Annotated in this window: 23 protein-coding genes; 3 read left to right on the forward strand and 20 right to left on the reverse strand. The window is 58.6% G+C overall.

Annotation, left to right across the window (positions count from 1 at the left end):
• Positions 1 to 153: 153 nt before the first annotated feature.
• Positions 154 to 918 (reverse strand): GntR family transcriptional regulator, encoded by a 765-nt coding sequence (locus AC1Q8Q_RS04395; RefSeq protein ID WP_007971481.1) that lies wholly within the window; start codon positions 916 to 918, stop codon positions 154 to 156.
• A 223-nt stretch (positions 919 to 1,141) separates the two neighbouring features.
• Between AC1Q8Q_RS04395 and AC1Q8Q_RS04400 the strand changes: the two genes are divergently transcribed.
• Positions 1,142 to 2,332 carry a benzoate/H(+) symporter BenE family transporter gene (locus tag AC1Q8Q_RS04400; RefSeq protein WP_033045248.1) on the forward strand — a complete coding sequence of 397 codons (1,191 nt, stop codon included), beginning with the start codon at positions 1,142 to 1,144 and terminating at the stop codon, positions 2,330 to 2,332.
• Positions 2,333 to 2,460: 128 nt separating this feature from the next.
• Here the strand turns inward: AC1Q8Q_RS04400 and AC1Q8Q_RS04405 are convergent, their stop codons facing one another.
• Positions 2,461 to 2,805: a YggL family protein gene (locus AC1Q8Q_RS04405; protein ID WP_008056407.1), complete on the reverse strand. Its 345-nt coding sequence runs from the start codon at positions 2,803 to 2,805 to the stop codon at positions 2,461 to 2,463.
• A 232-nt stretch (positions 2,806 to 3,037) separates the two neighbouring features.
• Here AC1Q8Q_RS04405 and dacB point away from each other — a divergent pair, with 232 nt between their 5' ends.
• Positions 3,038 to 4,498, forward strand: a complete 1,461-nt coding sequence (dacB, locus tag AC1Q8Q_RS04410) for a D-alanyl-D-alanine carboxypeptidase/D-alanyl-D-alanine endopeptidase (protein WP_020795914.1) — start codon at positions 3,038 to 3,040, stop codon at positions 4,496 to 4,498.
• A gap of 127 nt (positions 4,499 to 4,625) precedes the next feature.
• On the opposite strand, the gene AC1Q8Q_RS04415 is transcribed toward dacB, so the two are convergent.
• Positions 4,626 to 7,025, reverse strand: coding sequence for a sensor domain-containing diguanylate cyclase (locus tag AC1Q8Q_RS04415; protein WP_083349573.1), 2,400 nt, complete (start codon positions 7,023 to 7,025; stop codon positions 4,626 to 4,628).
• Positions 7,026 to 7,304: 279 nt separating this feature from the next.
• Positions 7,305 to 9,575: a bifunctional 23S rRNA (guanine(2069)-N(7))-methyltransferase RlmK/23S rRNA (guanine(2445)-N(2))-methyltransferase RlmL gene (gene rlmKL / locus AC1Q8Q_RS04420; protein ID WP_492614854.1), complete on the reverse strand. Its 2,271-nt coding sequence runs from the start codon at positions 9,573 to 9,575 to the stop codon at positions 7,305 to 7,307.
• Positions 9,576 to 10,102: 527 nt separating this feature from the next.
• On the opposite strand from rlmKL, the gene rmf reads away from it, so the two are divergent.
• Positions 10,103 to 10,318: a ribosome modulation factor gene (gene rmf, locus AC1Q8Q_RS04425; protein WP_003223300.1), complete on the forward strand. Its 216-nt coding sequence runs from the start codon at positions 10,103 to 10,105 to the stop codon at positions 10,316 to 10,318.
• 247 nt (positions 10,319 to 10,565) lie between these two features.
• Here the strand turns inward: rmf and AC1Q8Q_RS04430 are convergent, their stop codons facing one another.
• From AC1Q8Q_RS04430 to sicA, 16 genes are all read right to left on the reverse strand, one after another.
• Positions 10,566 to 11,585, reverse strand: a complete 1,020-nt coding sequence (locus tag AC1Q8Q_RS04430; protein ID WP_020795909.1) for a quinone-dependent dihydroorotate dehydrogenase — start codon at positions 11,583 to 11,585, stop codon at positions 10,566 to 10,568.
• Positions 11,586 to 11,708: 123 nt separating this feature from the next.
• Positions 11,709 to 13,103 (reverse strand): hypothetical protein, encoded by a 1,395-nt coding sequence (locus AC1Q8Q_RS04435; RefSeq protein WP_168758718.1) that lies wholly within the window; start codon positions 13,101 to 13,103, stop codon positions 11,709 to 11,711.
• A 53-nt stretch (positions 13,104 to 13,156) separates the two neighbouring features.
• Complete coding sequence (locus tag AC1Q8Q_RS04440) at positions 13,157 to 13,594, reverse strand: hypothetical protein (RefSeq protein WP_168758719.1); 438 nt, start codon at positions 13,592 to 13,594, stop codon at positions 13,157 to 13,159.
• Complete coding sequence (locus tag AC1Q8Q_RS04445; RefSeq protein ID WP_168758720.1) at positions 13,584 to 14,303, reverse strand: oxygen-regulated invasion protein OrgB; 720 nt, start codon at positions 14,301 to 14,303, stop codon at positions 13,584 to 13,586. The genes AC1Q8Q_RS04440 and AC1Q8Q_RS04445 overlap by 11 nt, the downstream gene beginning before the upstream one ends.
• The gene (locus tag AC1Q8Q_RS04450) at positions 14,275 to 14,790 is read right to left on the reverse strand and encodes a secretion system protein (RefSeq protein ID WP_492614855.1); all 516 of its coding nucleotides are present in this window, start codon (positions 14,788 to 14,790) and stop codon (positions 14,275 to 14,277) included. Before AC1Q8Q_RS04450 ends, AC1Q8Q_RS04445 begins: the two co-directional genes overlap by 29 nt.
• Before the next feature lie 37 nt (positions 14,791 to 14,827).
• Positions 14,828 to 15,550: an EscJ/YscJ/HrcJ family type III secretion inner membrane ring protein gene (locus AC1Q8Q_RS04455; RefSeq protein WP_020795904.1), complete on the reverse strand. Its 723-nt coding sequence runs from the start codon at positions 15,548 to 15,550 to the stop codon at positions 14,828 to 14,830.
• Positions 15,547 to 15,855 (reverse strand): type III secretion system inner rod subunit SctI, encoded by a 309-nt coding sequence (gene sctI / locus AC1Q8Q_RS04460; protein ID WP_020795903.1) that lies wholly within the window; start codon positions 15,853 to 15,855, stop codon positions 15,547 to 15,549. Before sctI ends, AC1Q8Q_RS04455 begins: the two co-directional genes overlap by 4 nt.
• A 60-nt stretch (positions 15,856 to 15,915) precedes the next feature.
• Positions 15,916 to 16,176, reverse strand: a complete 261-nt coding sequence (gene sctF / locus AC1Q8Q_RS04465) for a type III secretion system needle filament subunit SctF (protein WP_168758721.1) — start codon at positions 16,174 to 16,176, stop codon at positions 15,916 to 15,918.
• 10 nt (positions 16,177 to 16,186) lie between these two features.
• Positions 16,187 to 17,359 carry a PrgH/EprH family type III secretion apparatus protein gene (locus AC1Q8Q_RS04470; RefSeq protein WP_168758722.1) on the reverse strand — a complete coding sequence of 391 codons (1,173 nt, stop codon included), beginning with the start codon at positions 17,357 to 17,359 and terminating at the stop codon, positions 16,187 to 16,189.
• 126 nt (positions 17,360 to 17,485) lie between these two features.
• Complete coding sequence (locus tag AC1Q8Q_RS04475) at positions 17,486 to 17,938, reverse strand: transglycosylase SLT domain-containing protein (RefSeq protein ID WP_033040152.1); 453 nt, start codon at positions 17,936 to 17,938, stop codon at positions 17,486 to 17,488.
• Positions 17,935 to 19,638, reverse strand: coding sequence for a winged helix-turn-helix domain-containing protein (locus AC1Q8Q_RS04480; protein ID WP_492614856.1), 1,704 nt, complete (start codon positions 19,636 to 19,638; stop codon positions 17,935 to 17,937). The genes AC1Q8Q_RS04475 and AC1Q8Q_RS04480 overlap by 4 nt, the downstream gene beginning before the upstream one ends.
• A gap of 127 nt (positions 19,639 to 19,765) precedes the next feature.
• The gene (locus AC1Q8Q_RS04485) at positions 19,766 to 20,011 is read right to left on the reverse strand and encodes an acyl carrier protein (protein ID WP_168758723.1); all 246 of its coding nucleotides are present in this window, start codon (positions 20,009 to 20,011) and stop codon (positions 19,766 to 19,768) included.
• A 39-nt stretch (positions 20,012 to 20,050) separates the two neighbouring features.
• A complete protein-coding gene (locus AC1Q8Q_RS04490; protein WP_168758724.1) occupies positions 20,051 to 21,148 on the reverse strand; it encodes an IpaD/SipD/SspD family type III secretion system needle tip protein in 1,098 nt (365 codons plus the stop codon).
• Between the two features lie 13 nt (positions 21,149 to 21,161).
• On the reverse strand, positions 21,162 to 22,265 hold the full coding sequence (locus tag AC1Q8Q_RS04495) for an IpaC/SipC family type III secretion system effector (protein ID WP_168759216.1): 1,104 nt from the start codon (positions 22,263 to 22,265) through the stop codon (positions 21,162 to 21,164).
• A 25-nt stretch (positions 22,266 to 22,290) separates the two neighbouring features.
• Positions 22,291 to 24,054: a type III secretion system translocon subunit SseC family protein gene (sctE, locus tag AC1Q8Q_RS04500; protein WP_492614857.1), complete on the reverse strand. Its 1,764-nt coding sequence runs from the start codon at positions 24,052 to 24,054 to the stop codon at positions 22,291 to 22,293.
• A 2-nt stretch (positions 24,055 to 24,056) separates the two neighbouring features.
• The gene (sicA, locus tag AC1Q8Q_RS04505; protein ID WP_168758726.1) at positions 24,057 to 24,539 is read right to left on the reverse strand and encodes a type III secretion system translocator chaperone SicA; all 483 of its coding nucleotides are present in this window, start codon (positions 24,537 to 24,539) and stop codon (positions 24,057 to 24,059) included.
• Positions 24,540 to 24,604 lie beyond the last annotated feature (65 nt).

Raw genomic sequence — 24,604 nt, forward strand, 5'->3', positions numbered from 1 at the left:
GGCAGGAGCGAGAAAAGCTGAAGGCTGCCCAAGGCAGCCTTCAGCTATGAAACATGTTTACCGGACACTAGTGACGCAGAGCATGGGAACGATCCAGACTCAAAAAAACCCCCCCGCGACCTTTCGGTCCGGGGGATTTTTTCATCGACTCTCTCAGATTTTCGCTGGCGAACGCCCAGGCTTCTTGGTCTGCAGCAAATGCGAGAACACCGCATGCAAATCATCTGACGCACTTTCTTCATCGAGATTGAGCTTGCTGTCGATGTGATCCATGTGATGCATCATCAGGTTCACCGCCAGTTCAGCGTCGCGCTTTTCAATGGCGTCGATCAGTTGGGTGTGTTCGTCGTAGGAGCAGTGGGAACGGTTGCCGCTTTCGTACTGGGCGATGATCAGCGAAGTCTGGGACACCAGGCTGCGCTGGAAGCTGATCAGCGGGGCGTTTTTTGCCGCTTCGGCCAGCTTCAGGTGGAACTCGCCAGACAGGCGGATGCCGGCACCACGATCGCCACGGGAGAAACTGTCGCGCTCGTCGTTGACCATCTGGCGCAATTCGGCAATTTGCTCGGCGGTGGCGTGTTGAACCGCCAGTTCAGTGATCGCACGTTCCACCAGGCGCCGGGCCATGAACACCTGGCGCGCCTCTTCGACACTCGGGCTGGCAACGACAGCACCGCGATTGGGACGCAGCAATACCACGCCTTCATGGGCCAGGCGCGACAGCGCGCGGCGAATGATGGTGCGGCTGACCCCGAAAATTTCCCCCAGCGCTTCTTCGCTCAACTTGGTGCCGGGCGCCAGGCGCTGTTCGAGGATAGCCTCGAAGATATGCGCGTAGACAATATCGTCCTGGGTTCCGCTGCGGCCGGCTTTGCCTGCGCGCGGCTGTTTCTTTAGGGGTTGCAACTGTTCGTTCATGGGCACTCGAGTCGGGAGAACTGCGGCGAATTGACGGTGACTGTAATACGGCACAGTGGGTCGCTGGCAAGTATCGCGTAAAAAACACTGCGATTGTACACAATGGTTGGTGCCAACACGACTGTACGGCTGTTTGTCACTTCCGCTGTATCGCAACGATCCATTACGTTTGAGTTTAGGCTTTAAAGCAGAATTCGCAGCCTGAACAAGGAACAACGCTGTCATGACAGACGCCACGCACACGCAACTGCGCCCCCTGGCCGACACATCGCCATCGGCCATCGTCGCCGGGTTCATCGCCATGATGACTGGCTACACCAGTTCACTGGTGCTGATGTTCCAGGCCGGGCAAGCAGCCGGGCTGACCAGCGGGCAGATTTCCTCGTGGATCTGGGCGATATCCATCGGCATGGCGGTGTGCTCGATCGGCCTGTCGTTGCGCTATCGCACCCCCATCACCATTGCCTGGTCCACCCCGGGCGCGGCTCTGCTGATCACCAGCCTGGGGGGCGTGACCTACGGTGAAGCGATCGGTGCCTATATCACCTGCGCAGTGCTGGTGACCATTTGCGGGCTGACCGGCAGTTTCGAGCGCCTGGTGAAAAAGATTCCGGCGTCCCTGGCGGCGGCTTTGCTGGCGGGGATCCTGTTCAAGATCGGCAGCGAGATTTTCGTCGCGGCCCAGCATCGCACCGCGCTGGTGCTGGGCATGTTCTTTACCTACCTGGTGGTCAAGCGCCTGTCGCCGCGTTATGCAGTATTGGGCGCATTGCTGATCGGCACGGCGTTGTCCGGGGTCATGGGGCTTCTGGACTTCAGCGCGTTCCACCTGGAAGTGGCCACGCCTGTGTGGACCACACCGCATTTCTCCCTGGCCGCGACCATCAGTATCGGCATCCCGTTGTTCGTGGTCGCGATGACTTCGCAAAACATGCCGGGCATCGCCGTACTGCGCGCCGACGGTTACAACGTGCCGGCCTCGCCGCTGATCACCACCACCGGCATCGCCTCGTTGTTGCTGGCGCCATTCGGTTCCCACGGGATCAACCTGGCTGCCATCAGCGCGGCGATCTGCACCGGGCCACATGCCCATGAGGATCGCAACAAACGCTACACGGCGGCGGTCTGGTGCGGGATTTTCTATGGCATCGCCGGTGTGTTCGGCGCGACGCTGGCAGCGTTGTTTGCCGCTTTGCCCAAGGAGCTGGTGCTGTCGATTGCCGCACTGGCGTTGTTCGGTTCGATCATCAATGGCTTGAGCATCGCCATGAGCGAGGCGAAGGAGCGTGAAGCGGCGCTGATTACCTTCATGGTCACGGCATCGGGGCTGACGCTGTTTTCCATCGGTTCGGCGTTCTGGGGAATTGTGGCGGGGGTGGTGACGCTGGTGATTCTGAATTGGAGTAAAAGCTGAAAGATCGCAGCCTTCGGCAGCTCCTACATTGAACGCGTGGCCCTGTAGGAGCTGACGAGTGAAACGAGGCTGCGATCTTTTGATCCAAAAAAAACGGCGACTCAAGGGTCGCCGATTTTTTCAGAACATCAAGCTACCGGATTGATCGGCTTTTCCGGGTACCAGACGTCCAGCAGCGGGCTGACTTCAACACTGGTCAGCTCGGTGCGGCCTTTGAGCCAGGCTTCAACGGCAGCGCGCTGTTCAGCGCTGACCGAGCCACGCTTGATCAGGCAAACCAGACCGTAGTCATCACCGCCGACATAGCCCAGACCGTTGGCTTCCATGGCTTCTTTAAGGAAGGCCTCGAGGAAGGCATCAATGGCTTCTTCGGACAGATCTTCCTTGAAATCCAGGTTCAGTTCGAAACCCAGCTCTTGAAATTCATCGACGCACAATTTTTTGCGCAGACGCTGGGAACGGTTAGTCGCCATTGGAACAATCCTCTTAAGTAATAACGGGCCGCACTTTAGCAGTTTAAGCCGCCAATTGCCCGATTCTCTGGGCCGCGATGCCTACCGTCGGTAAAAAATAGCCGATTGGAGGCCCCACGCACGGCACACGCTGTAGCACCTTGGGGCATAATGCCGACACTTTCATGACTACTGAGGGAATTTATCTTCATGCCCTCGTCTTTTTCCCCCTCGGCTGTAGGGTTTTATTTACATGATCAAATCGTTGCGTCCATTGCTCCTGGCCGGCCTGCTTTTCCCCCTGGCCCTCCCCGTTTCCGCTGATCAGATCAACACCAGCCTGTCGCCCAATGTCGAAAAAGCCCTCAAGGCCAGCAAATTGCAGGACAACGCCCTGTCGCTGGTGATGATTCCGCTCAACGGCCCCGGCACCCCGACCATTTTCAACGCCGACGTCTCGGTCAACCCGGCGTCGACCATGAAGCTGGTCACCACTTACGCGGCCCTGGAAATGCTCGGCCCCAATCACCAGTGGAAAACCGAGTTCTATACCGATGGCACCCTGAGCGGCGGCATCCTCAACGGCAACCTCTACCTCAAGGGTGGCGGTGATCCGAAGCTGAACATGGAAAAACTCTGGCTGCTGATGCGCGACCTGCGCGCCAACGGCGTGACCCAGGTGACCGGCGACCTGGTCCTGGACAAGAACTTCTTCGTGCAACCGCAACTGCCCGAGTTCAACGACGACGGCAACGACGAGAACAAGCCGTTCCTGGTCAAGCCCGATGCGTTGTTGGTCAACCTCAAGGCCCTGCGTTTCGTGGCGCGCAACGATGGCGGCCGGGTGCTGGTCTCCGTGGAACCACCGATTGCCAGCATCCGCATCGAAAACCAGGTCAAGGCGATCAATTCCAAGCAATGCACCGGCGGCGTGCGCTACAACCCGGTGCCCCAGGCCGATGGCAGCGTGACCGTGACCGTCGGTGGCCAGTTGGGTGATGGCTGCAGCTCGCAAACCTACCTGTCATTGCTGGACCACGCGACCTACACGGCCGGTGCCGTGCGCGCGATCTGGAAAGAACTGGGCGGCAGCATCCAGGGCAAGGACGTGCTGGCGGCAACGCCCAAGGGCGCCAAGGTACTGGCCCGGGCCTTCTCGCCGGATCTGGCGGAAATCATCCGCGACATCAACAAATACAGTAACAACACCATGGCCCAGCAGCTGTTCCTGAGCCTGGGCCAGAAGTACCGCACCGACGCCGACGCCGACGACGCCAAGGCCGCCCAGCGCGTTGTGCGCCAGTGGCTGGCGAAGAAAGGCATCACCGCGCCGCACCTGGTGATGGAGAACGGCTCCGGGCTGTCTCGTGCCGAACGTGTCAGTGCCCGGGAAATGGCGTCGATGCTGCAGGCCGCCTGGCGCAGCCCTTATGCCGCCGAGTACATCGCCTCAATGCCGATTGCCGGTACCGACGGCACCATGCGCAAACGCCTGAAGACCACCGCGATGCGCGGTGAAGCCCACGTCAAGACCGGCACCTTGAACACTGTGCGGGCGATCGCCGGCTTCAGCCGCGACATCAACGGCAACACCTGGGCGGTGGTAGCGATTCTCAACGACAAGGCACCGTTTGGCGCATCGTCGGTGCTCGACCAGGTGCTGCTGGACCTGTATCGCCAGCCGAAACTGGCGCAGACCGCTTCGGTGCTCTAACCCCACCTCAATCAACTGTGGGAGCGAGCCTGCTCGCGAAAGCGGCTTATCAGTCACATCGATGTTGAATGTACTGCCGTCTTCGCGAGCAGGCTCGCTCCCACAGTGATGGTGTAGAACCTCCGGATCAGTTCATCTCCCCCTGCACCCGATCCCTGCCTTCCTGCTTCGCCACATACACCCCCGAGTCCGCCCGTAACAACAGCGCATCCGCACCTTCTCCGGGTCGCCAGCTGGCAATGCCGAAACTGGCGGTGACCACGCCTACTTCATCGATCGGCGCACTGCGCAGGCTTTGCCACAACTCCAGTGACAACAGATGGGCCTGCTCGCCACCGATGTCCGGGCAAAGGACCATGAACTCCTCGCCACCCAGGCGGCAGAACACATCCGAACGCCGCAGCCGATGACCAATGCGCTCGCACACCGCCTGCAACACCCGATCGCCGACGGCGTGGCCGTACTGGTCATTGATACGCTTGAAGTGGTCGATGTCGAGCATGATCACCGACAGTTCGCCACCACCGCGCTCCACCCGCGCCATCTCGGTGGTCAGCCGTTCCTGGAAATAGCGACGATTGTGGATACCGGTCAGGGAATCGGTGACCGACAGCGCCCGCAGTTCCTCTTCCACTCGCTTGGTGTCGGTAATGTCGGAAATGTAGCCATGCCAGAGCACGCCGCCGCCGGGCAGTTCCTCCGGGGTCGCCTCGCCACGGACCCAGCGCAGGCCGCGCTGGGGCAATTGCACGCGGTACTCCTCGCGCCAGTGGCTGAGGCTGTTGGCCGAGGCGCGGATCGAGGCGCGCACGCGGGTGGTGTCCTGAGGATGAATCCGCGTGAAAATCGCTTCGGCGTTGAGCAACAGCACGTCCGGCTCCAGCTCATAGATCTCGCGAATACCGTCGCTGGCGTAGATCACGCTGAAACGCCCGTCGAACTCCATCTTGAACTGGTAGATCCCGCCGGGCACATGGGCACTGAGCTTCTTCAACAACAGGTCCCGCGCGGCCAGGGCCTCGTGCACGCGCTTGCGTTCAGTGATGTCGATGCAGATCGCCAGGTGCCCGACCCACAACCCCTGCTCGTCGAGGACCGGGGTCGCCAGCATGTTGACAATCAGATGGCTGCCATCGCCGCGTACCAACGTCCACTCCCGCGCCTCATGGCCACCCTCCTCGCCGCCCTCGACCAGCATCGCGTGACAGGCCGGTACCGGCTTGCCGTAACGCGCACTCAATTCCGCCGAGCGTGCCGCGAGCTCCCGGGGCAAGTGCAGGTTTTCCAGGGTCATGTGCCCGACCACGTCGGCGGCGGTATAACCGAGCATCTGCTCGGCGCCGGCATTGAAAGTGCTGATCACCCCGCGCAGGTCCGTGGCGATGATGGCTACCTGGGTCGCGGCATCCAGCACCCCGCGCAACTGGCCATGGGTGCCGCGCAGTTCCTGTTCGCGGGCGCGCAGCTCCGCGGTCCTTTGCTCGACCATTTTCAGCGCCCGCTGCCGCTGACTGACCAGTACATACAGCAAGGCGCTGAGCAACACACTGAGCAAGCCACCGAGCACGACCAGCGTGGTCACTGAAGAGTGGTTGGCTTGGAGAAAAGCCTCGCTGGGCCGGATATCGACCTGATAATCATGATCGGCGAGACGTAACAAGCGCGTCGTGGACAAGTCACTGTGCGCTGGTGCATTGGGCGATTCAAACAGCACCTCGTGCTGCTCATCGGTGGACAGGTCGAGGATACGCACCGAGAGATAATCGCGACCCGCCTCCGGCAACCCGTCCGCCAGCAACTGGCGCATGCTGATCACCGCCATGACATACCCGAACGGTTTGCCGGTTGCGCCGCCTTTGTTGCTGTGCGGCATGACCGGCGCGACCAACAGTACGCCTCGCGCATAAGCCGGCTCGATATTGACCAGGTGCATCGGTTGCGACACGGCCATGCCCTGATGCTGGTCGGCCCGCTCCAAGGTGGCCCGACGCAAGGGCTGAGCCAGCAAGTCATAACCCAGCGGCGCACCGAGCTTGCTTTGCGTCTGGCTATACAGCACCGCAACGTACTCATCCCGCTCGCCGGCCAATTGCAGTTGGCCGGCGGCATTGAGTTCGCGCAGGGTGAACCCGCTCAGGCCCTCCTCGCGCGCCCGGCGCTCAAAGGCCGCCCGCTGGTCGCGGCTGACCCGCTCGGCGAACGAATACGCCTGGGTCCGGTGCAACAGGGGTTGGGTGTAGCCGTTGAATTCCGCGTGCGAGACCGTATCGGAGTTGGCAAAGAAGCGGCGCAGGCCATCGAGGCGCTGCTCCTGATCCTGGAAACGTTCTTCGATACGGCTGTAGCGTTCGCTGGCCAGTAACTGGAAGCGTTGACGCAATTGATTGTGAAACAGGTTTAGCGTCGACCAGGCGAGCAGTGCCGTGAGAATCGCGCCGACGAGCAAGACCATGAGCGCGACCAGCCCGGCCGAGACATCTTCGCTGATAAAACCCAGGATCTTGGGGCGCACGGCGTACAACGACATAGACGCAACTCAAAACGCCATGTGCGGGAAAGCCCATTGGCCGTGAGTTGAGTTATAGCTATTAGCCACTAATTTGACCAGTGGTGCGGGACCAACAACATCTGGTGCGCCTCCCCTCCTGTAGGAGCGAGGCTTGCCCGCGAACCAGACGCAGCGGTGTAGCAGGGTACACCGCGGCGGCTGGTTCGCCGGCAAGTCGGATCGCCGCACCGCTGGCTCCTACAAAGCGAAGAACGATGACGCGGTGTGGCAGATGCCCCCCCGCGTCCGGCTCGCCTGTCAGCGAGCAGTGATCTTCCACGCGCGATGGATCTTGGCGTTACGGGCAAAATCCGGATCGATGGTCTGGGCGGTGATCTCTTCGATCGCGTAGCGCTCGCTGAGGTTAGGCTCGAGTTCGAACTTGCGGAAGTTGTTGGAGAAGTACAACACCCCACCCGGTGCCAGCCGCGCCATGGCCAGGTCGATCAGCTGCACCTGGTCACGTTGCACGTCGAAGATGCCTTCCATGCGCTTGGAGTTGGAGAAAGTCGGCGGATCGATGAAGATCAGGTCGTACTCTTCACGGCAGGCATCCAGCCAGACCATCACATCGCTCTGCTCCAGGCGGTTCTTGTCGGAGAAACCGTTCAGCGACAGGTTGCGACGCGCCCAGTCCAGGTAGGTTTTCGACAGGTCGACGCTGGTGGTGCTGCGCGCGCCGCCCTTGGCCGCGTGCACACTGGCAGTGGCGGTGTAGCAATACAGATTGAGGAAGCGCTTGCCGGCAGCCTCTTTCTGAATGCGCATGCGCATCGGCCGGTGGTCGAGGAACAGCCCGGTGTCGAGGTAATCGGTGAGGTTGACCAGCAGTTTCACGCCGCCTTCATTAACCTCGATAAACTTGCCCTGGGCCGCCTGGCGCTCGTATTGCTTGGTACCGCTCTGACGCTCGCGGCGCTTGACCACCACCTGGTTCTTGTCGATGTTCAGGGCCTGCGGGATCGCCGCCAGGGCGTCGAACATGCGCGCCGAGGCCTTTTGCGGATCAATGGATTTCGGTGCGGCGTATTCCTGGACGTGGACCCAATCGTGGTAGAGGTCGATGGCCATGGAGTATTCCGGCATGTCGGCATCGTAGACGCGATAGCAGTCGATGCCCTCACGCTTGACCCACTTGCCCAGCGCCTTGAGGTTTTTCTGCAGGCGGTTGGCAAACATCTGCCCGCCTTCACTCAGGCGCGGCTGCTCGATCACCGGTGCCGGGGCTGGCGCAGGTTTGATCGGGTTGCCGTTCTTGTTGTACTGGCGCTCTTGCGGCTCGCTCGGCGCCTGATCGTAGGCCGCCTGCTCACGCTCGGCCTGACGCTGCTCCGGGGTACGACGCTCGCCGGTGACGAATTGATCCGGCAACACCTTGATCAGCAACAGCTTGCACGGCAAGGCGCCGTTCCAGAACGAATATTGCTTATGGCTACGGATGCCCATGCGCTTGCCCAGGTCCGGCGCACCGGTGAATACCGCGGCTTCCCAGTTGAGGCAAGCCTGGCGCAGACGTTCGCCAAGGTTCTGGTAGAGGTAGAGCAGGCTCGCCTCGTCGCCCAGACGCTCGCCGTAAGGGGGGTTGCAGATCACCAGGCCTTTCTGGTTCTGGTCCGGACGCGGCTCGAAGGTCGCGACTTCGCCCTGGTAGATCTTGATCCACTCGCTCAGGCCGGCACGCTCGACGTTGTTGCGCCCCGGTTGAATCAGGCGCGGATCGGCTTCGTAACCGCGAATCCACAACGGTGGCTTGGCCAGGCCGGCAGCTGCACGCTCGGAAGCTTCTTCATGGAGTTTTTTCCACAGCGCCGGTACGTGACCGAGCCACGCAGTGAAACCCCATTGTTCGCGGCGCAGGTTCGGCGCGATGTCGGCAGCGATCATCGCCGCTTCGACCAGGAAGGTGCCGACACCGCACATCGGGTCAGCCAGGGCTCCGCCTTCAGCGGCGATGCGTGGCCAGCCGGAACGGATCAGGATCGCCGCCGCCAGGTTTTCCTTCAGCGGCGCCGCGCCTTGCTGCAGGCGATAGCCACGCTGGTGCAGGCTATGGCCGGACAGGTCGAGGGAGAGGATCGCTTCACCGCGGTCCAGACGCAGATGGATGCGCAGGTCCGGGTTGAGCTTGTCGATGGACGGACGGTCGCCCTGTGGGGTGCGCAGTTTGTCGACGATGGCGTCCTTGACCTTCAAGGCACCGAAGTGGGTGTTGTCGATACCCGAGCCGTGGCCGCTGAATTCGACGGCCAGCGTGCCGTCATTGAGCATGTGGTCTTGCCACTCGATGTCCAGCACACCGTGGTAGAGGTCTTCGGCGTCTTTCATCGGAAAACGCTTGAGCACCAGCAGGACCCGGTTGGCCAGGCGCGACCACAGGCACAGGCGATAAGCGGTTTCCATGGTGGCCATGCCACGCACGGCGGAAGTGTGCTCACGTGCTTCCTCAAGGCCAAGCCCGACGGCTTCCTCGATGAGCAGGCCTTCAAGGCCTTTAGGGCAAGTGAGGAAGAGTTCGAAACGATCGGACATGAGAATTCGGAGCCTTTGCTGAGTGGAGCGGCAACGCATTGCCGGCCCGGTTTTCAATCAGGCGCTTTTCTCGAAGAGCGCCCGCGTGGCACGAAGGTGTGCCGTTCCACCCTTGCTGCCCGGGTTAAATGAGCTTAGATGCAAGGACAGATAAAAAAGTTGATGCAATAAAATGACATAAGTTGACCCTTCGTCGAATAGTCCACCCCGCCAACGGGAGGCATTCTCAGCAAAGGATTAACCTGATCATCCAACGCAGGGCCGATCATACCGGGGTTTGGTCAAGAAATACGCTACAAACATCATGTTACTTAGTGCCATAGCACATTAACGGTTACGTCCTTATGACAAAACGATCATTCCCTCGATGTGACGCATTGGTTAGAACTCAATACAGGTTGGCGCCGCAATGACGCCAACACCTTGGCTCGTCACGCCGGCAACGAGCCCCAACGGCAGAGTTTTTCTGCCAGACCTCGATTGAGGTCTACGCGATAAATACAGTCAACAAGTGAGGGCAACACCCTATGAGAAGACTTAAGCGTGATCCGTTGGAAAGAGCATTTTTGCGCGGATATCAATATGGCGTTGGTGGCAAATCCCGTGAGCTTTGCCCATTTACTCTACCGTCGGTACGCCAAGCCTGGATTAACGGCTGGCGCGAAGGACGCGGCGACAACTGGGACGGTATGACCGGCACTGCGGGAATCCACAGACTCAACGAACTTCACGCCGTCGGCTAACACAGGGCACACACTCCGACATACAATCTGATATATAGCGAATTAACCACGCACGTCCCATCCGGACGGCGGGCTACGGCCCAGGGGCTCCTTTGAAGGGGCCCTTTTTTATGCCTGTTTCATGGCCAACCCAATACCTGTAGGAGCGAGCATGCTCGCGATAAACCTGAGAGCGCCGCGGGGTGTCAGGTTTCCAGCGTTATCGTTAACGACCATCGCGAGCATGCTCGCTCCTACAGGGGGCGGGTTACCTGAGGGCTGCGATCGCGTCTACCGACTCGCGGATGAGTGCCGGGCCTTTGTAGATAAAGCCCGAGTAGATCTGCACCAGGCTCGCACCCGCGCTGATTTTTTCCGCTGCGTGCCTGCCTTCGGTGATGCCGCCCGCCGCGATGATCGGCAAGCGACCGCCCAGCTCCGAGGCCAGCACCTTCACGGTGTGCGTGCTCTTGTCACGCACCGGCGCGCCGGACAGGCCGCCCGCCTCGTCCCCATGTTCCATGCCTTCGACACCCACGCGGCTCAAGGTGGTGTTGGTGGCGATGACCGCGTCCATCCCGGTTTCGATCAACGCCTGTGCGACCTGCGCAGTTTCTTCGTCGGTCATGTCCGGTGCGATCTTGATCGCCAGTGGAACGTGTCGGCCGTGACGCAGCGCCAGTTCCGCCCGGCGCGTGGCGAGGTCTGCCAGCAGCTGCTTGAGCGAGTCACCAAATTGCAGGCTGCGCAGGCCCGGGGTGTTGGGCGAGCTGACGTTGACCGTCACGTAGCTGGCATGGGCATAGACCTTGTCCAGGCAGATCAGGTAGTCGTCGACCGCGCGCTCGACCGGGGTGTCGAAATTCTTGCCGATATTGATACCCAGTACGCCCTTGTACTTGGCGGCCGCCACGCGGGCCAGCAGGTGATCGACGCCAAGGTTGTTGAAGCCCATGCGGTTGATGATCGCCTCGGCCTCCGGCAACCGGAACAACCGGGGTTTCGGATTGCCCGGTTGCGCACGCGGGGTAATGGTGCCGATTTCGACAAAACCAAAACCCAGTTGCGCAAAGCCGTCGATGGCCGCGCCATTCTTGTCCAGGCCGGCGGCCAGGCCTACCGGGTTCGGGAAATCCAGGCCCATGACATTCACCGGCAGTTTCGCCGGGGCCTTGCACAGCAAACCGTTGAGCCCCAGACGCCCGCCCGCGCCGATCAGGTCCAGGGACAGATCGTGGGAGGTTTCCGGGGAAAGTTTGAACAACAGCTGACGGGCCAGGGTGTACATGGGTGGGTTTGACTCGATTGGCGGCGAATTGAGCCGGCGATTATAGCCGGGTGGAGGGGGACAGGCGAGGACCTGTGCTAGACCTGCCCCACTCCACATTCTTGACGACACCACGCAAAGCCTTTACGGCGCAGGATTCTCGCGCAATTGCTCTGGCGACCATTGATTGTCAGTACGCTGGGAACAACTCCAGATAAACGGAAAGTAGATGAGCATCAGCATCAGCATTACACAGACATTCACAACATGGCCTTGAGTCTCCTCACCCATATCAGTCAAAGCCAACTCGACGGCCGCCGCGGATACTGCAAGATTGAGGGCCTGAAATGCCGAAGTTCGGGACGCGTTGACATTCAACAGCGCATCAGTCAGTTGCTCCCGTGAGGGCAGACGTGCCCCGGCCCGTACTTGCAGCACACTTTGCTGCAGTGACTCCGGGTCGGACAACACTGAATCCAGTCCAGCCGAAGGAGACAGCAAGGGCCAGCTTCTGCACAGGATAAAGATGAAATCGTCAAAGACCGCGCCCGTGGCATTCATTGCACCCTGGATGATATCCGCGCCCAGGCTGTAGCCAAGGTCGGCCGCGTATCGACCCGGACCACTCAGCGGCATCAAGGCTCCCAATTCAGCCAGTAAATATTGCAATGTGCCATAAGCTACCGTGGTTACCCCGGTAGCTCCGGCACTGGCTGCGCCTGCGTTGTCCTGCAAAGGGAAGAAGGCGTTGCTCAGATCTCGAGCCACCGTATATATATTGGTATTGATGATGCTCGAAAGCATGGTGTTCGAAGCACCGGTCACGTGCGCGGCAATCAGAGCGCCCATCGTAATGCTGGCCATGCAAACGCGCCCCAGTCGTGACTGAAGACTGGCCGTGCCCGCGCACTCGTCGCGGATGGCGCCCATCAGACTCATCGCGGGTCCAATCATCGTTATAGCAGTCACCTCCCATGCGCGAGATGCCTCGGGTGAATCACCCTCCCGGATAGCTTTTTCCACGTAATAACCGACGATCTGGCGCAATACCGTGGTCAGCGCGACGACCAGGCCTGTACGCGCCGTGATGTTCAATAAATTGCGAGCGGGCTCCCCGGCTTTCCCCAACAACTCCAGACCGGCTTCAAGCACCGTGCGCATTCGACTTTCGCGGGTTTGTTCGTTATCCGCTTGATTTAACTCGGTGGCCCGAGCAAAAAAGTCTTCATTGACCAACTCTTCAGGTAAGCCTCCATGGTCAATGAAGTCGCTCACCCGTCCCACTACAGTTCGGTCTGTCTCGCCTAATTGCCTATAGCTCTCCTCTACCTGAAACGCTACACGACGGTCCATGCTTTCCATGGCCACTGCGACTTGCCTGGGTGTTCCCAACATGGCCAGATGAAAAGCCGACGATCCTTCAAGTCTTGATGAGCTCAACATCAAGTCCGAACTGCGACTGGCCGCAGTTGAGGGTTCCGTCAAAGGTCCAGGTAGCGTAATTACTCTTCCGAAATTTCCCGCGATAGGTAAAGCCATCGTCGTATCCTTTTTTAAACAACAAAAGTTCTCTCAGGGTTGCTCCTTTCACCTCACCATTCACTCTTCTCCCAAGCTTCATCCTCCATCGGTTGAAACACCTCACGCATGAAGCCCTTGACGAAGACGTCCATGCTGAATGCAAGGCCGTTGGCGCCTTCGATTTCCTCATAAAGCAGCGACTTTTCCAGCCCGTCGTCCTTCAATCGAACCAGCACCTGCAGCGTAACTGCCATCAACGCCTTGGCAGTGGGGTACGCTGGTGATTCGCCATCTGCGCCTCGAAGTGAACGGAGAAACGCATGGATGACCTTTTCTCCCTGCCCCTCCATGGCTGACAGCAACTCATACAGGCGCTCGAATTCGGGGTCCGGACGCTTGTTTTCAGGCACGTTCCGGTTGGCTGCACGTATATGCGACTCAATCGACTCGACCGTTGCGCGCCCCCCGCTCTCAGTCGTGCGCAGACTCAAACCGCTTTCAATCTTCATGGGGGACCTCGGTAGGGGCAGTTTGCGTGGCATCGGCCGAGCGCTCGGCAAAGGTCGAATACAGATCCGTGAGCGCCTGCATGGAGGCCCGGTCCAGGGTGCGAACCGACTCTGGCAGGTTCGCCACGCACGCGAGCAAGCGCGGTTCCAGACGTTGCCTCGTCGTTTCAAGATCGAATTCGAGCAACTGATCCGCAAGCCGTGCCACATAGCGCTCTTGCGGGTGATAGTCGAGGACCAGTTCGCCGGACCAGAGCCGGCTCAGGCGCTCGCGAAGTTCATTGCCCTGGGGCCGACAATGCATCGGCAGCAGCACTTGCAACACTGCGCCCGAGCCGGCCGGTTGTGCCGTTAGCCAACGCTCGAACATTTCGTCCAGCCATTCGGGTCGCTTCAACGCGTCTGCGAGCAAATCACGAGCGGACTGCGCAAGGTCGCTGCGCAATCGCTGCCCCAACGCCTGCGATCCCAGCAAGCTGTCAGCCAGATGCTCGATGACGCGCAAGATGCCGTTGGCGTAGCCTTGCGAAAAGGCATGGGCGTGAAGCGCTTCGGCGTCACGCCGAGCCTGCTCTACACAATCACGGGCCCAGCGCTGGGCCTGTTGCTGCAACACTCGACGTCGACGCGCGGCGGCGATGTCTTCGCGGGATACAAGCGCATCGCTCGCCGCGGGAAGGTCAGTCAGGGTTCGGATAGAGTCGAGCATGCTGCACCGCCAAAAAGAAAAGCGCTGTATCGGGTTGCGTGACTGGCCATTGCCTGTGCAGGCGAACAACCGGTTCGGAAAATTGCAGGGGCAGGCGTTCGAGCAAGGCTTGCGGTACCTGCGCGTACAAACTCCATAACGCATTTAGGCCGGCGGCTTCGACCTGCTCCATCGAAACAGGCGAGCTCCCGATCGTCAGGGCGCATCGAACACCCAGGCTGTAACCGGCGAACCGACGCAGGGGCAATGGCAGGCGAAGCAACGTCGCGCCTCGCGCCAGATCGGGCATCAAGCGATGAGCGCCCATCAGCCTTGCGATATAAGGTAACTGTCGCCAATGGCGAACCCACTGCTGCGCCACCGCCGTCGGCGGCGTCGCAGGTGATGCCCCCTGTTTTTCAAGCCCTTCGAGCAGTATTCGGTTGAGCAGACTTCGTGCTTCAGGCCAGGTAAATTCCTCTGGCAAAAGCAGGCGCTGCGGATGCAAGTAACTCAGGGGCTCGGCGAGAATCTGCGATAAAGACTCAACGTGCGACATTACGCTGTCCTGCGCTTGATTGGCGGTAAGCCCAGGCTGCGCCACTGGCCAACAGCAATCCGGTCAACGCGGACAACAACCACGTCCAGTGCGAATCCCCTTGCGTGGCGGCCACGGACGGCGCGATATGCTGGGTCGGCGAGCGCCTGGACAGTACCACCGAGATGTTCTCGTACTCGACCGACGCAAAACTGTTCTTGAGAAAACGCTTGATGTCGGTGATCAGCAATTGCGGGTCGACGTCGAGTTCATGGATCGCCACTGCCGAGAGGTGGACAGGCGGCGTCTTGCGCCCGCCTTCGCCGGCCTCCAGGTCGTAACTGACATGCACTCGCGCCGAAACCACGCCTTCGAGCACACCCAGCGACTGTTCGATTCGCTGCTCCAACGCCGAATAAAGCCGGGCTTTTTCAGCGCGGGGCGAGGCCACCAACGTGTCGGCAGGAAACATCTCTGCCACTTGCAGGCGCGGCCGCGAAGGCAAGGAATAGAGGTTGAGCAAATCAACCGCCGCGGAAAAATCGACCTGATTGATCTTCACCGCGTAACCAGTTTTGCCGGCATCGACTTTCACCGCCGCTATATTGTTGCGCAGCAGCACCGACAGCACTTCATTGGCCTGCTGCTGATCCAGCCCTTCAAGCAGATCGGGTTGGCGACACCCCGACAGCGCCAGGCACAACAGCATCAGCAAAATGCCTGGCTTCATGACGCACGCAACAGGGTTTCGGCAGTACCTACCGCTTTGCGGACCAGTACGTTGAGCAGGTTGATGTCCACGTTGTATTGCCCAGTCAATTCCTGCAACTGGGCCAATACTTCGGGACTGGTGATATTCGGGCTTTGCATCATCTGATTGATGGCTGAAACGTCCTGCTCGCTACTGACCGCAGAACCGGCAAATGCCTCGATCAATCGGGACTCAAGGGATACGATCGGGCCTTCGTGTGGGCCGCGCAGTTCCGTAAAGACTGCCCGGTCAATACCAGACAGAGAAATGTTTTGAATAGCCATGCGATGTACTCATGAAAATGGCCATCGTCACGTACCGATGGCCGGTCAAAAAAAGAAGAGTCAGCGAGCGGCCTGGATGATCGCCATGTCGATATCCTTGAAGCCCTTGATCGTGTTGGTCTGAGCGTTTCGAAACACCGTGTAGGACGAAAACGCGGCCTGATAAGCCGCCAGCAGACCAGGGTCCGATGCATCCTTCTTCAAGTCATCCAGCGCTTTGTCCAGCGCAGTCTTGAGGGAGGCGGCGCCGTTTTCGAATGCCTCGGCCTGACGCCCGAGAAAGTCATCGGAAAAGTCGATGGGGATAGCAATGTCAGCCATGAATCACCTTTTAGCGTTGTGTAGGAAAATGCCATGATGACGAAGTCATCTTGATGTAGCCCTGCGGGCCGGTCTGGAACGACTTGCCCCCGAGCAAGTCGTCCTTGAGCTCGACGGTGAAGTGCACGTAGCGATCACCCCACTGCCGGTAAAAGCTGTCGATGTACCGGCGGGCGTTCGCCAGTTCGGAATCCTGCAAATTGCCTGCAACGGCAAACGTGACACTGTCCTCGTGCTCAATGCGGCTGTAGGCCAGCGACAGCCGCTGCAAACCCTCTTGCGCCAGATCGACGAGCTGCTTGTCCTCCTGCATTTGCACCGTTATGTCCTGGGCATAAGGCGCGGCCAAGAGCAGTACATCGAGCAGTTTTGCCTGCTTTAGAGGGGTGAGCAGATTGCGTTGTGCACTCAGCAACAGGCGCGGTACCGAAGGATCCTTCAGGTCTATGGAGTGCCAGGCCAGTTGCGGATCATGGTCGACCAGCAGTTGCTCAAGCCGACGACGCTCCTGATCCATCACCAGCACTTTGCCGCTCAGTGTGTTGTGGCGCACCAGCACTTGCCGACTCCAGCCGGCATCCCGTTCGGAAGTCACGAACACATAGATCGCATTGTCACGACCGCTCAACACCTTGGCCTCGTCACTGGCTCCAATGATCAACGCGCGAACATCGGTTTCAGGTGTGGGTCCAGGCATCGACCAGATGCCGACCACGGTGACCAGGGCAGCCAGCGCCAATCCGCTGGCGAGCCATCCAGACCAACGGGCACGCCACCACGCGACAGCCACGGCGTCAAAGGTAGCGTCAGGTTGCAGCCCGAGAAGTTCGGGTGCCCAGGGCTGGTCTTCAGGTCGCACGGCTATTTGCAGGCTGCCGATCTGCACCTTGGTCTGGAAAGCACAGTGGCGTATTTCCGTTGACTCATCGAGCACCCGCAGCGGCAGGCCTTGCGGCGTGACTTGACCGGCCAATACCTCAAAGTTGCATCCCCCCGACTCCAGGGGAACGAAGATGGCATCCGCTGGGACACTGGCAATCAGTACCCCTTCTCCTAGTAGATCCACAGTCCCTACCACGAACAGGGTTGTGCCTGCGCCGAGGGGGAATTCGCAACCTTGCAGCGCGCCATTGAGTATCCGTAGAACGCAAGGTTGTGGGTCAGGTGCCGTCAGAACTGTCACCGTTCAAGCTCCAGGGCTATGAAATGAACGGGCATGGTAGAAAGGCTGGCTGCAGGCTTCATGATCGAATTCTGCTGATTGTGCCCTGCAGAGCATCAGAATCTGGCGCCAGCGCTCATGACACCCTCATTGTCGAGCCAGGGAAAACACCTGATAACGCTGCCAGACCTTGCGCGCATAGCGCAGGCGCTCAGCTTGCCGATGCGCAGAATTGCCGGCGTTATACGCACCCACTGCCGTCCAGTTGTAGCCATAACGCGCGATAAAATCGGCAAGCACCGACGCACCGACTTCAACTGACAGGCAAGGATCAGCCAGCAGGCGCTGCTCAGTGATGCCCTGGGTGCTCAAACGGGGTAAATGATGGCTGTTGATCTGCATTAACCCGATGTCTCGAGAACCGTCCTTGTTGTAGTTCATTGCGTTCGGATTCTGTCCCGACTCGACATCGGCAATCGCTCGAAGCAGTTCGGGTTCAATCGCATGTCGCGCCCCCGCCTGACTCCAGCACCAGGCTTGCGCCTGGCCCGCGCCAAGGCACACCAGCACCGTTAGCCACTTGATTCTGCGCGGTATCATGCCAAGCGCCGCTCGCTGACCAGCGTCGGTCGCTTGCGGACAGGATGTTCCTGGGTCAAGGCCTGATAGGGCACATGAGGCGATCGTTGCAAAGAACTCCAGAGCGGCTCAGCCACCGGACCACCTGACAGTCCGGACCAACGTGACGACGCAATGCCATCAACGGATCGCAGTCTGGCCAGAGTCCGCCAGTTCGCATACAGGTCGCGGGCATTGAATGGATTGACGCCGAACAGCACATTCCAGGCGGCCAGTCCCTGTTCACCGATTGCGCTTTCGCAAAGCCCGGCTTGTTCGAGCTCGTCCCAGGCTGCCGCGTGCTGGTCAAAATAAGCCAATACCACGGCATAGAGAATCACCAGCAAAGAATTGCCCGACGCGCCTTGTTGCAGGGCTCGACGAGCCATCAGCAAGGCCGACTCGGGACTTGCGGCAAGCGCAATGCGCATACGCAAGACCTGCGTCCTTACGCAATCAGGATCATGCCGCAGAGCGTTGTCGATGCTTAGCGCGGCCTGCTCGTTGCGCCGCCAGAACCAGTGATGCCAGGCATGAAAGTAATGAACGTCAGCCTGATCGGCAGTCAGCAAACAGCGTCGGAAAAGCACCTGGGCCGCGTGCTCGCAGCCTCGCAGACTGGTGAGCAAAGCCTGGCGGGCCAATGCAGGGATGTTGCCTGGGTCCAATGCCAAGGCACTGGAAATCGCCGATTGTGCCTCATCGATTGCCCGGCCCTGATCACACAATCCGATCATTGCCTGCCCCAGCCATGCATCCGCCAAACCGTACCAGGACAGTGTGTGCCCGCCATCGAGCTTCAGGCACTGGCGAAACTGTACCAGCGCATCGCGCAGACTTTGCGGAGTGTGCTGCTGCACGCTGCACAAACCACGCAGGTACGCCACCGCGGCCGGGTAGGACGCGCACGCATCACCAACAATATGCAAGCCGGGAATACGCTGCGCAACCACACACGTCAATGCCCCAAGCGACGCCCCGAGATCACTTGCATCCAGTGTCTGACCATGCAGCAGAGCGTGATCGCGGCCACGGATCAACTCGACCGACCATTGTTGCTGATCGGCCGAGCCGCTACAGCGCCCGCTCAAGCAGAAGTCCGCGGACAACTGCCCGACCAGCGACCGCACATCGACCGGTTGAGCATAGGCCGCCATCAATCCCGAGGGAATGACGTGCAACACCTCGCCGAACGCCAAAGTCAACTGACGGATCATCAGATCCTGCAGATCCAGCGCTGCTGTCTCCCCCTGATTGCGAAACGGCAGAACAGCCAGCGAAGGCGCCACGGTACTCGCCTCACCCGTCGTGTCGAGTTCAACAACCGCACAGGTAAATCGATAACCATGGCCGTACACGGTCGTAATGAAATCCTTGTTTTCCCTGAGCAGCTTGCGCAATGCATAAATGCAGCGGGTCAACGATTCTTCGGCGGCATCCATTTCGGGCCATACATGATCCAGCAAATAATCCTTGCTGACCACCGTCCCCGTTGACTTCAATAGCAGGCGCAGTACGTTTAACTCTTTGGGTGGGACGTGAACCCCCTCTCCATCTCGCATCAGCGTTCCATCGCTTTGCAATAGCCAGTGGTCAAAAACGAATGACTTGACCGGCGATAGATCAGTTGCAATGTCCATACTTTGAAATTTCTCTATAGAAAGTTGCTCAAGCGTAATCAAGCCTGTGAGTGATCAGGCTCAAGATAACAAGCGCTTGACTATAGGAAATTGAGCAGGAGGATTCCGTAGGACTATCACCTCAATGGCGTAGGAAATTACGACAATAACTGTAAGCTCTCTTTAAAAATCATGCCCCCCTCACCAAACGACAAATGTCACCAACCGTCCGCCACTCCTTCACAGCAGCAGCCGGTAGATCGACACCAAACGCCTCATTGACAGACATAACAATTTCTACAACACCCAGGGAATCAACACACAAATCTTCCACCAGTCGTGAGTCCGCCTTGATCGTCCGTCGATCAACCTGTAGATAACCCGACAGCATCTGTATAACCTGACGTTCAAGATCATCATTCATTAAACCCGGCATTATTACCTCCAACAAAAAATTCGGTGCGGCAGCTTCGCTTCAAAAATTCAACATAGCCTTCAACATATCTGCGTACTGATTCAGATGTGCAGACAAGGTCTTATTGAAGTTATCGTGATAGGAGTTGGCGTTTGAATATTTCTGGGTGAATGATTGCAGTGTGTTCTTCATGCGTTCTTCCTGGGCATTGAAGCCGGTTTGCCAGTACTGGAATTTCGCGTTATCCCAAGTAATCCAATAAACATTGGGCGGTAAACCGTTCATCATCGTCGTCAACGGCCCGAGGTCCATGACCACACTGAACGTACCGTTCCCGTTATTGCGAAGGCTGGTGGCAGGCAGGCCTAACGCCTTGAGCCATTTTTCCGCTTCCTCCCTGGAAGCGCCTGGAGGGGGAAACATGCCTGGAGCGGGAAACAATACTGCCGCAGCGTTTGGGGGTGAGTATTTTTTAATCAGCGCATTCAACGCATGCCTGATTTCGCCCGCATTTAATTCGACCTCCTTACCTTCGTTCGCGCTTTTGATCCAGTCCTTTAACTTTGCGCTGACCTCTTCGTTGAAGTCTTTAAAGAATTCCGAGTAAGCCGCAATGATATGTTCATAGCCGGCCAGATAGCCGTTTTTGATCAGGTTGATCAACTCCAGCAGTTTGTCAAAGAAATCATTCGATGAACTGATGCTCTGTTCGAACGCTTCGGCTACTTCCGTCGGCGGCGAGAACCTTTCTTGCAGATCGAGCTGAATATGCTCCTGAGCAACGTCCAGGCATTGGCGCTGTTCCGGCGGCAGGGTTTCTTGGCAATGCGTCATCACCGCGCCACACTGGCGCAACTGCTGCGCCCACATTTGCCCGCGCTCGGCTTTGGCTTGAACCAGATCACCAAGCTCTGCAATAAGGGTTTGCTCCGCTGCGCCCGCTAACAGTTTCTCGACCATTCTTTCAGCGCCCGATTGGAGCTTGAGCATGGTTCCAAGGTTGCGACTCAATTCCTTTGCCGAACGATCCAGCAATTGCCCGACGGAAGAAGCGGATTGATTCTCGAAAGGAATTTCGGGTGGTAAAGGTGCGTCGGTAACAACGTTTAAATTGACCGACGATTTAACGGCTTGCAGTGTGTAGTTGGAAATTATCATTGCATTTCCCTACTCAAGCCATTCTGCCAATGACTTCAATCCGCGATTGAAATAACTGCATCACTATGTCCATGAGTTTTTGCAAGAGCGCCGCATCGGCCGAGTCTTTTGCCCCGACTTCATCGCTCAAGCTCTTTTGTGTGCTTTGCACATTTTCTTGCAACACCTGTTCCTGCCGCGCCGCATGCTCGGCCATGCGAACCATGGTGGAGACCACCTGACTCATGCCCGTCGACATCGCGTTAAGCGCTCGACCGATTTCGAGTTTCCTTTCAATGCCTTTGCTGCCCATCTGGCTGAGCCAATCCGACGCTTGGCCAACCTTCTGTGCCTTGGAAATTTCCTCGTTGAACCATTGCTGCTCCTTGGGTGTAAGGGTCGAGCCCTCGGGTTTGAAATCCACTGGTTTCATCCGGCCGAAATCATCGAACACCGTTATCTTGTAGGTCGTTTCCGGGTTCCAGTCAGTGCGGTTGCGATCACGTGTAAGGTCACGTTCGATGTTGCCAGCGTCCAGGGCGTTGCGTTTATGCAGGCTGATATCAGTATGTTTTTGCGCAAGCCCTTGAAAGGACTTGACCATGGCAAAGCCGGCGATTGCACCGGAGACCACCGCAGCCGAGAAGGCGCTGTAGATCGCCGCCCTGCCGGATTCCATGATGGCCTCGCCCTGGAGTTTGCTGGCCTCGGCCTGCATCACACTGAAATGCCCGCGCAGTGCTGCGTTGGCGACCCGCGCAATGTTGACCGCGATGATCGCGGCGATCAGCACGTTGGCGTGTTTTTCCCAGGCCCCCGGATCGAAGATCAGATCGTTACGCACTTCATCGCTGACCAACACCAGGGCCGCAGTGAAGTCTTGCCAATCGGATTCGGTGGGTTGATAGGCATCGATATCGTTCTCAAGCGCCTGCACCGCAGGAAATGTCGAGTTACTGCTCTGGAGTATTTGCTTTGCAACGCTCCCGTCTGACAGGGCCGGTTGTAAAAGCCTTTTTCCTTGGAGGTCTTTGGAGAACTGTTCCTGAGCAACCAACTCGCTCAAGCCCGCATCGTTGAGCGGATCGTACGCCGGGACCACAGGCGTGCGCACAGGCGTTGCGTTTATTTGAGACATGACGAATTCCTTTTTATGAGCAGGTTCAGATGTACCGAGCCATTTGCAGGCTGACGGAATGGCTGCGTTGCAGATCGGAAAAAACATGTTCGATATGTCGGGTCCGGTCTTGCATGGCCTTGCCGTAGTCTTCGACCACTTGAGTGAGGTAAGAGGCAATTGATTCGCTGATCGCCATGCGCACCTTCACGTCCGCCAGGTGTTCTGCCGCTTGGGCCTGATGCATGCTGCTTTTAATGCCACATCCAACTTCCATCCCCACGCCGACGAACTCGGTAAGGGTTCGAGCGATTTCGAGATTGGTGGCGTAACGTGCCAGGGCTACAGGATCAGCACCGTTGGTGATGAAACTGCGCAATTGAGTCAGCATCTGGGTCGCCGTGTTGGCAGCCGATGTGGTCATCTGCTTCACGGCCTGCACCGCCGCAGGTGCAGCCTGCGACACCACAGTTGCCAGTTTTGACGCGACCGCGCCGATCATCGGCCCAATCACCTGAGCACCCACGATGGCCGCCAATGCGATGGCTGCAATGGTGGCGCCGATGCCCGCGATCATGCCGGCGATTTGCGCAATGTCCTTCGCCGTTTCGGGATCAACGCCCACCGCGACCAGCACCTTGGTGTAGAGATCGGTAAAGAAGCTGATGGCTTCCTGCATGACCGTCATCAGCGGCTTCATCGCTTCCGCCATGAACGACACACCTGTAAGTTCCTTGACCACCTCGTCCGCGATCATGACTGCAGCCCCGATCACCCCCACCGTTACGAGCACAGGGTTGAGGGTCAGAACACCGGTCGCAATGGTGGCGATGGACACCAGCGCGCCAATGATTTTGCCGATACAGCCCATGGTCTTCTGCAACGCTTCGGCTTTTCGGACTTCTTCCAGGTACTTGTCCGACTCGAGCTGCATTTTTTCCTGCAGTTTGGCCTGCAATTCCAGAAACAACTCTTGACTGAGCTCTTCCTTGTTCTGCGCCGACTCGCCGAGCAGCTCGATGATCTTCAAGCGGTTCAACAGTGCCAGTGCACTGCTGCTCAGCGCCTTTTCATCCGATTGTTTAACCTGCGGTCCACCAACGCCTGCCTCCAGGACTTTTGCGGTCACGATCGCGAGGACCTTAACGGCGGCATTAGCGATTTCGATCAGTTTGAGATGGGCACTGGTGGATTTTTCAAAAGCCTGGGTATGATTCGCCAGCTCGCCCTTGAGATGATTACGAAGTGCCAATTCGCTCGCATATTCGGGTGATTCAGGGTCCAGCTTCGTCAGACGCGCCTCGCTTTCGTCCAGCAAGCCCTGACACTGCTGGACTTTCTCGCGCAGCTTCTCCAGATTTTGCTGACTACCGCCAACGGTTCCCTCAGCGGCCTCAAGTGCCGCGACGGCCTCAGCATATTCAACCGCCAGTTTTTCATGACCCTGTTGCTTAGCCCCGGCCATGCTCTGCAACATCGCCAGGCGGTGTTTCAGCTTGTTGACGTCGACCTCGCCGATCAGCTCGCTGATCATCGCCATCAGCAGCGTGAACAGATCGCCTTCCGACTCTTTGCCGCTCGTGCGTGCCTGCGGCAGATGCAACTGTGGACGCCCCGTAGCTGCCGTGGATTTACCGTGCTCGTTGTCGTAGTTCACCGACATCAATCCGGCCAGCGCTTGCTGGCCCGCTTTCTGAAAATCCACCGTTCTGGCCGCCTGGCTGGCGGCTTTGCCGTAAATCTCAAAGGCTTCGTTACGGCTGAGCCCTCCGGCATAACCCGGGTTGAATGTACTTCTGATTTCACTCATGTTCAGTCCTCCGAACAATGTTTTTCAATGTGAGCCAGGGTGTCGAGATACACCCGGGCCTGTTTGCGCAGTTCCTCTTCCGTGGCCTGCTCGAGTACGTACTCGAAACACAATCGGGCCTTGCCGATCTTGCCCAGGGCGAGCTGGCACTGACCGCTGTAGAACATCGGGCGGTAGTCGTTCTTGCCCTGGGCAAAGGCGATGGCGTACAGGTCGATCGCTTTCTGATGGTTTTGCTTGAGCTGGTGCACCGCCGCCAGTCCCAGCCAATACTGGCTATTGTGTAAGTCGTAGATGCACAGGAAGTGGAAGAACTTCTCGGCATCGTCCAGCCGTCCCTGCTCATAAAACTGGAAAGCAAAGGCATAGAGACCGTCCATGTGCTCATCGCTGATGCCCTGCACGTCCTTTAACGGCGCACCCGCCATCACGGCATCCACGATATCCAGAGCGATTTGCTCGTCTTGTTGGTTGTTGCGACTCATCAGTCACACTCCTGAAAAAACGTCAGCGCCGCTGACGAATGCATTGAGCCAAAGCGCTGGCAGGC

Source organism: Pseudomonas sp. GW823-FHT06B06 (assembly GCF_058795195.1).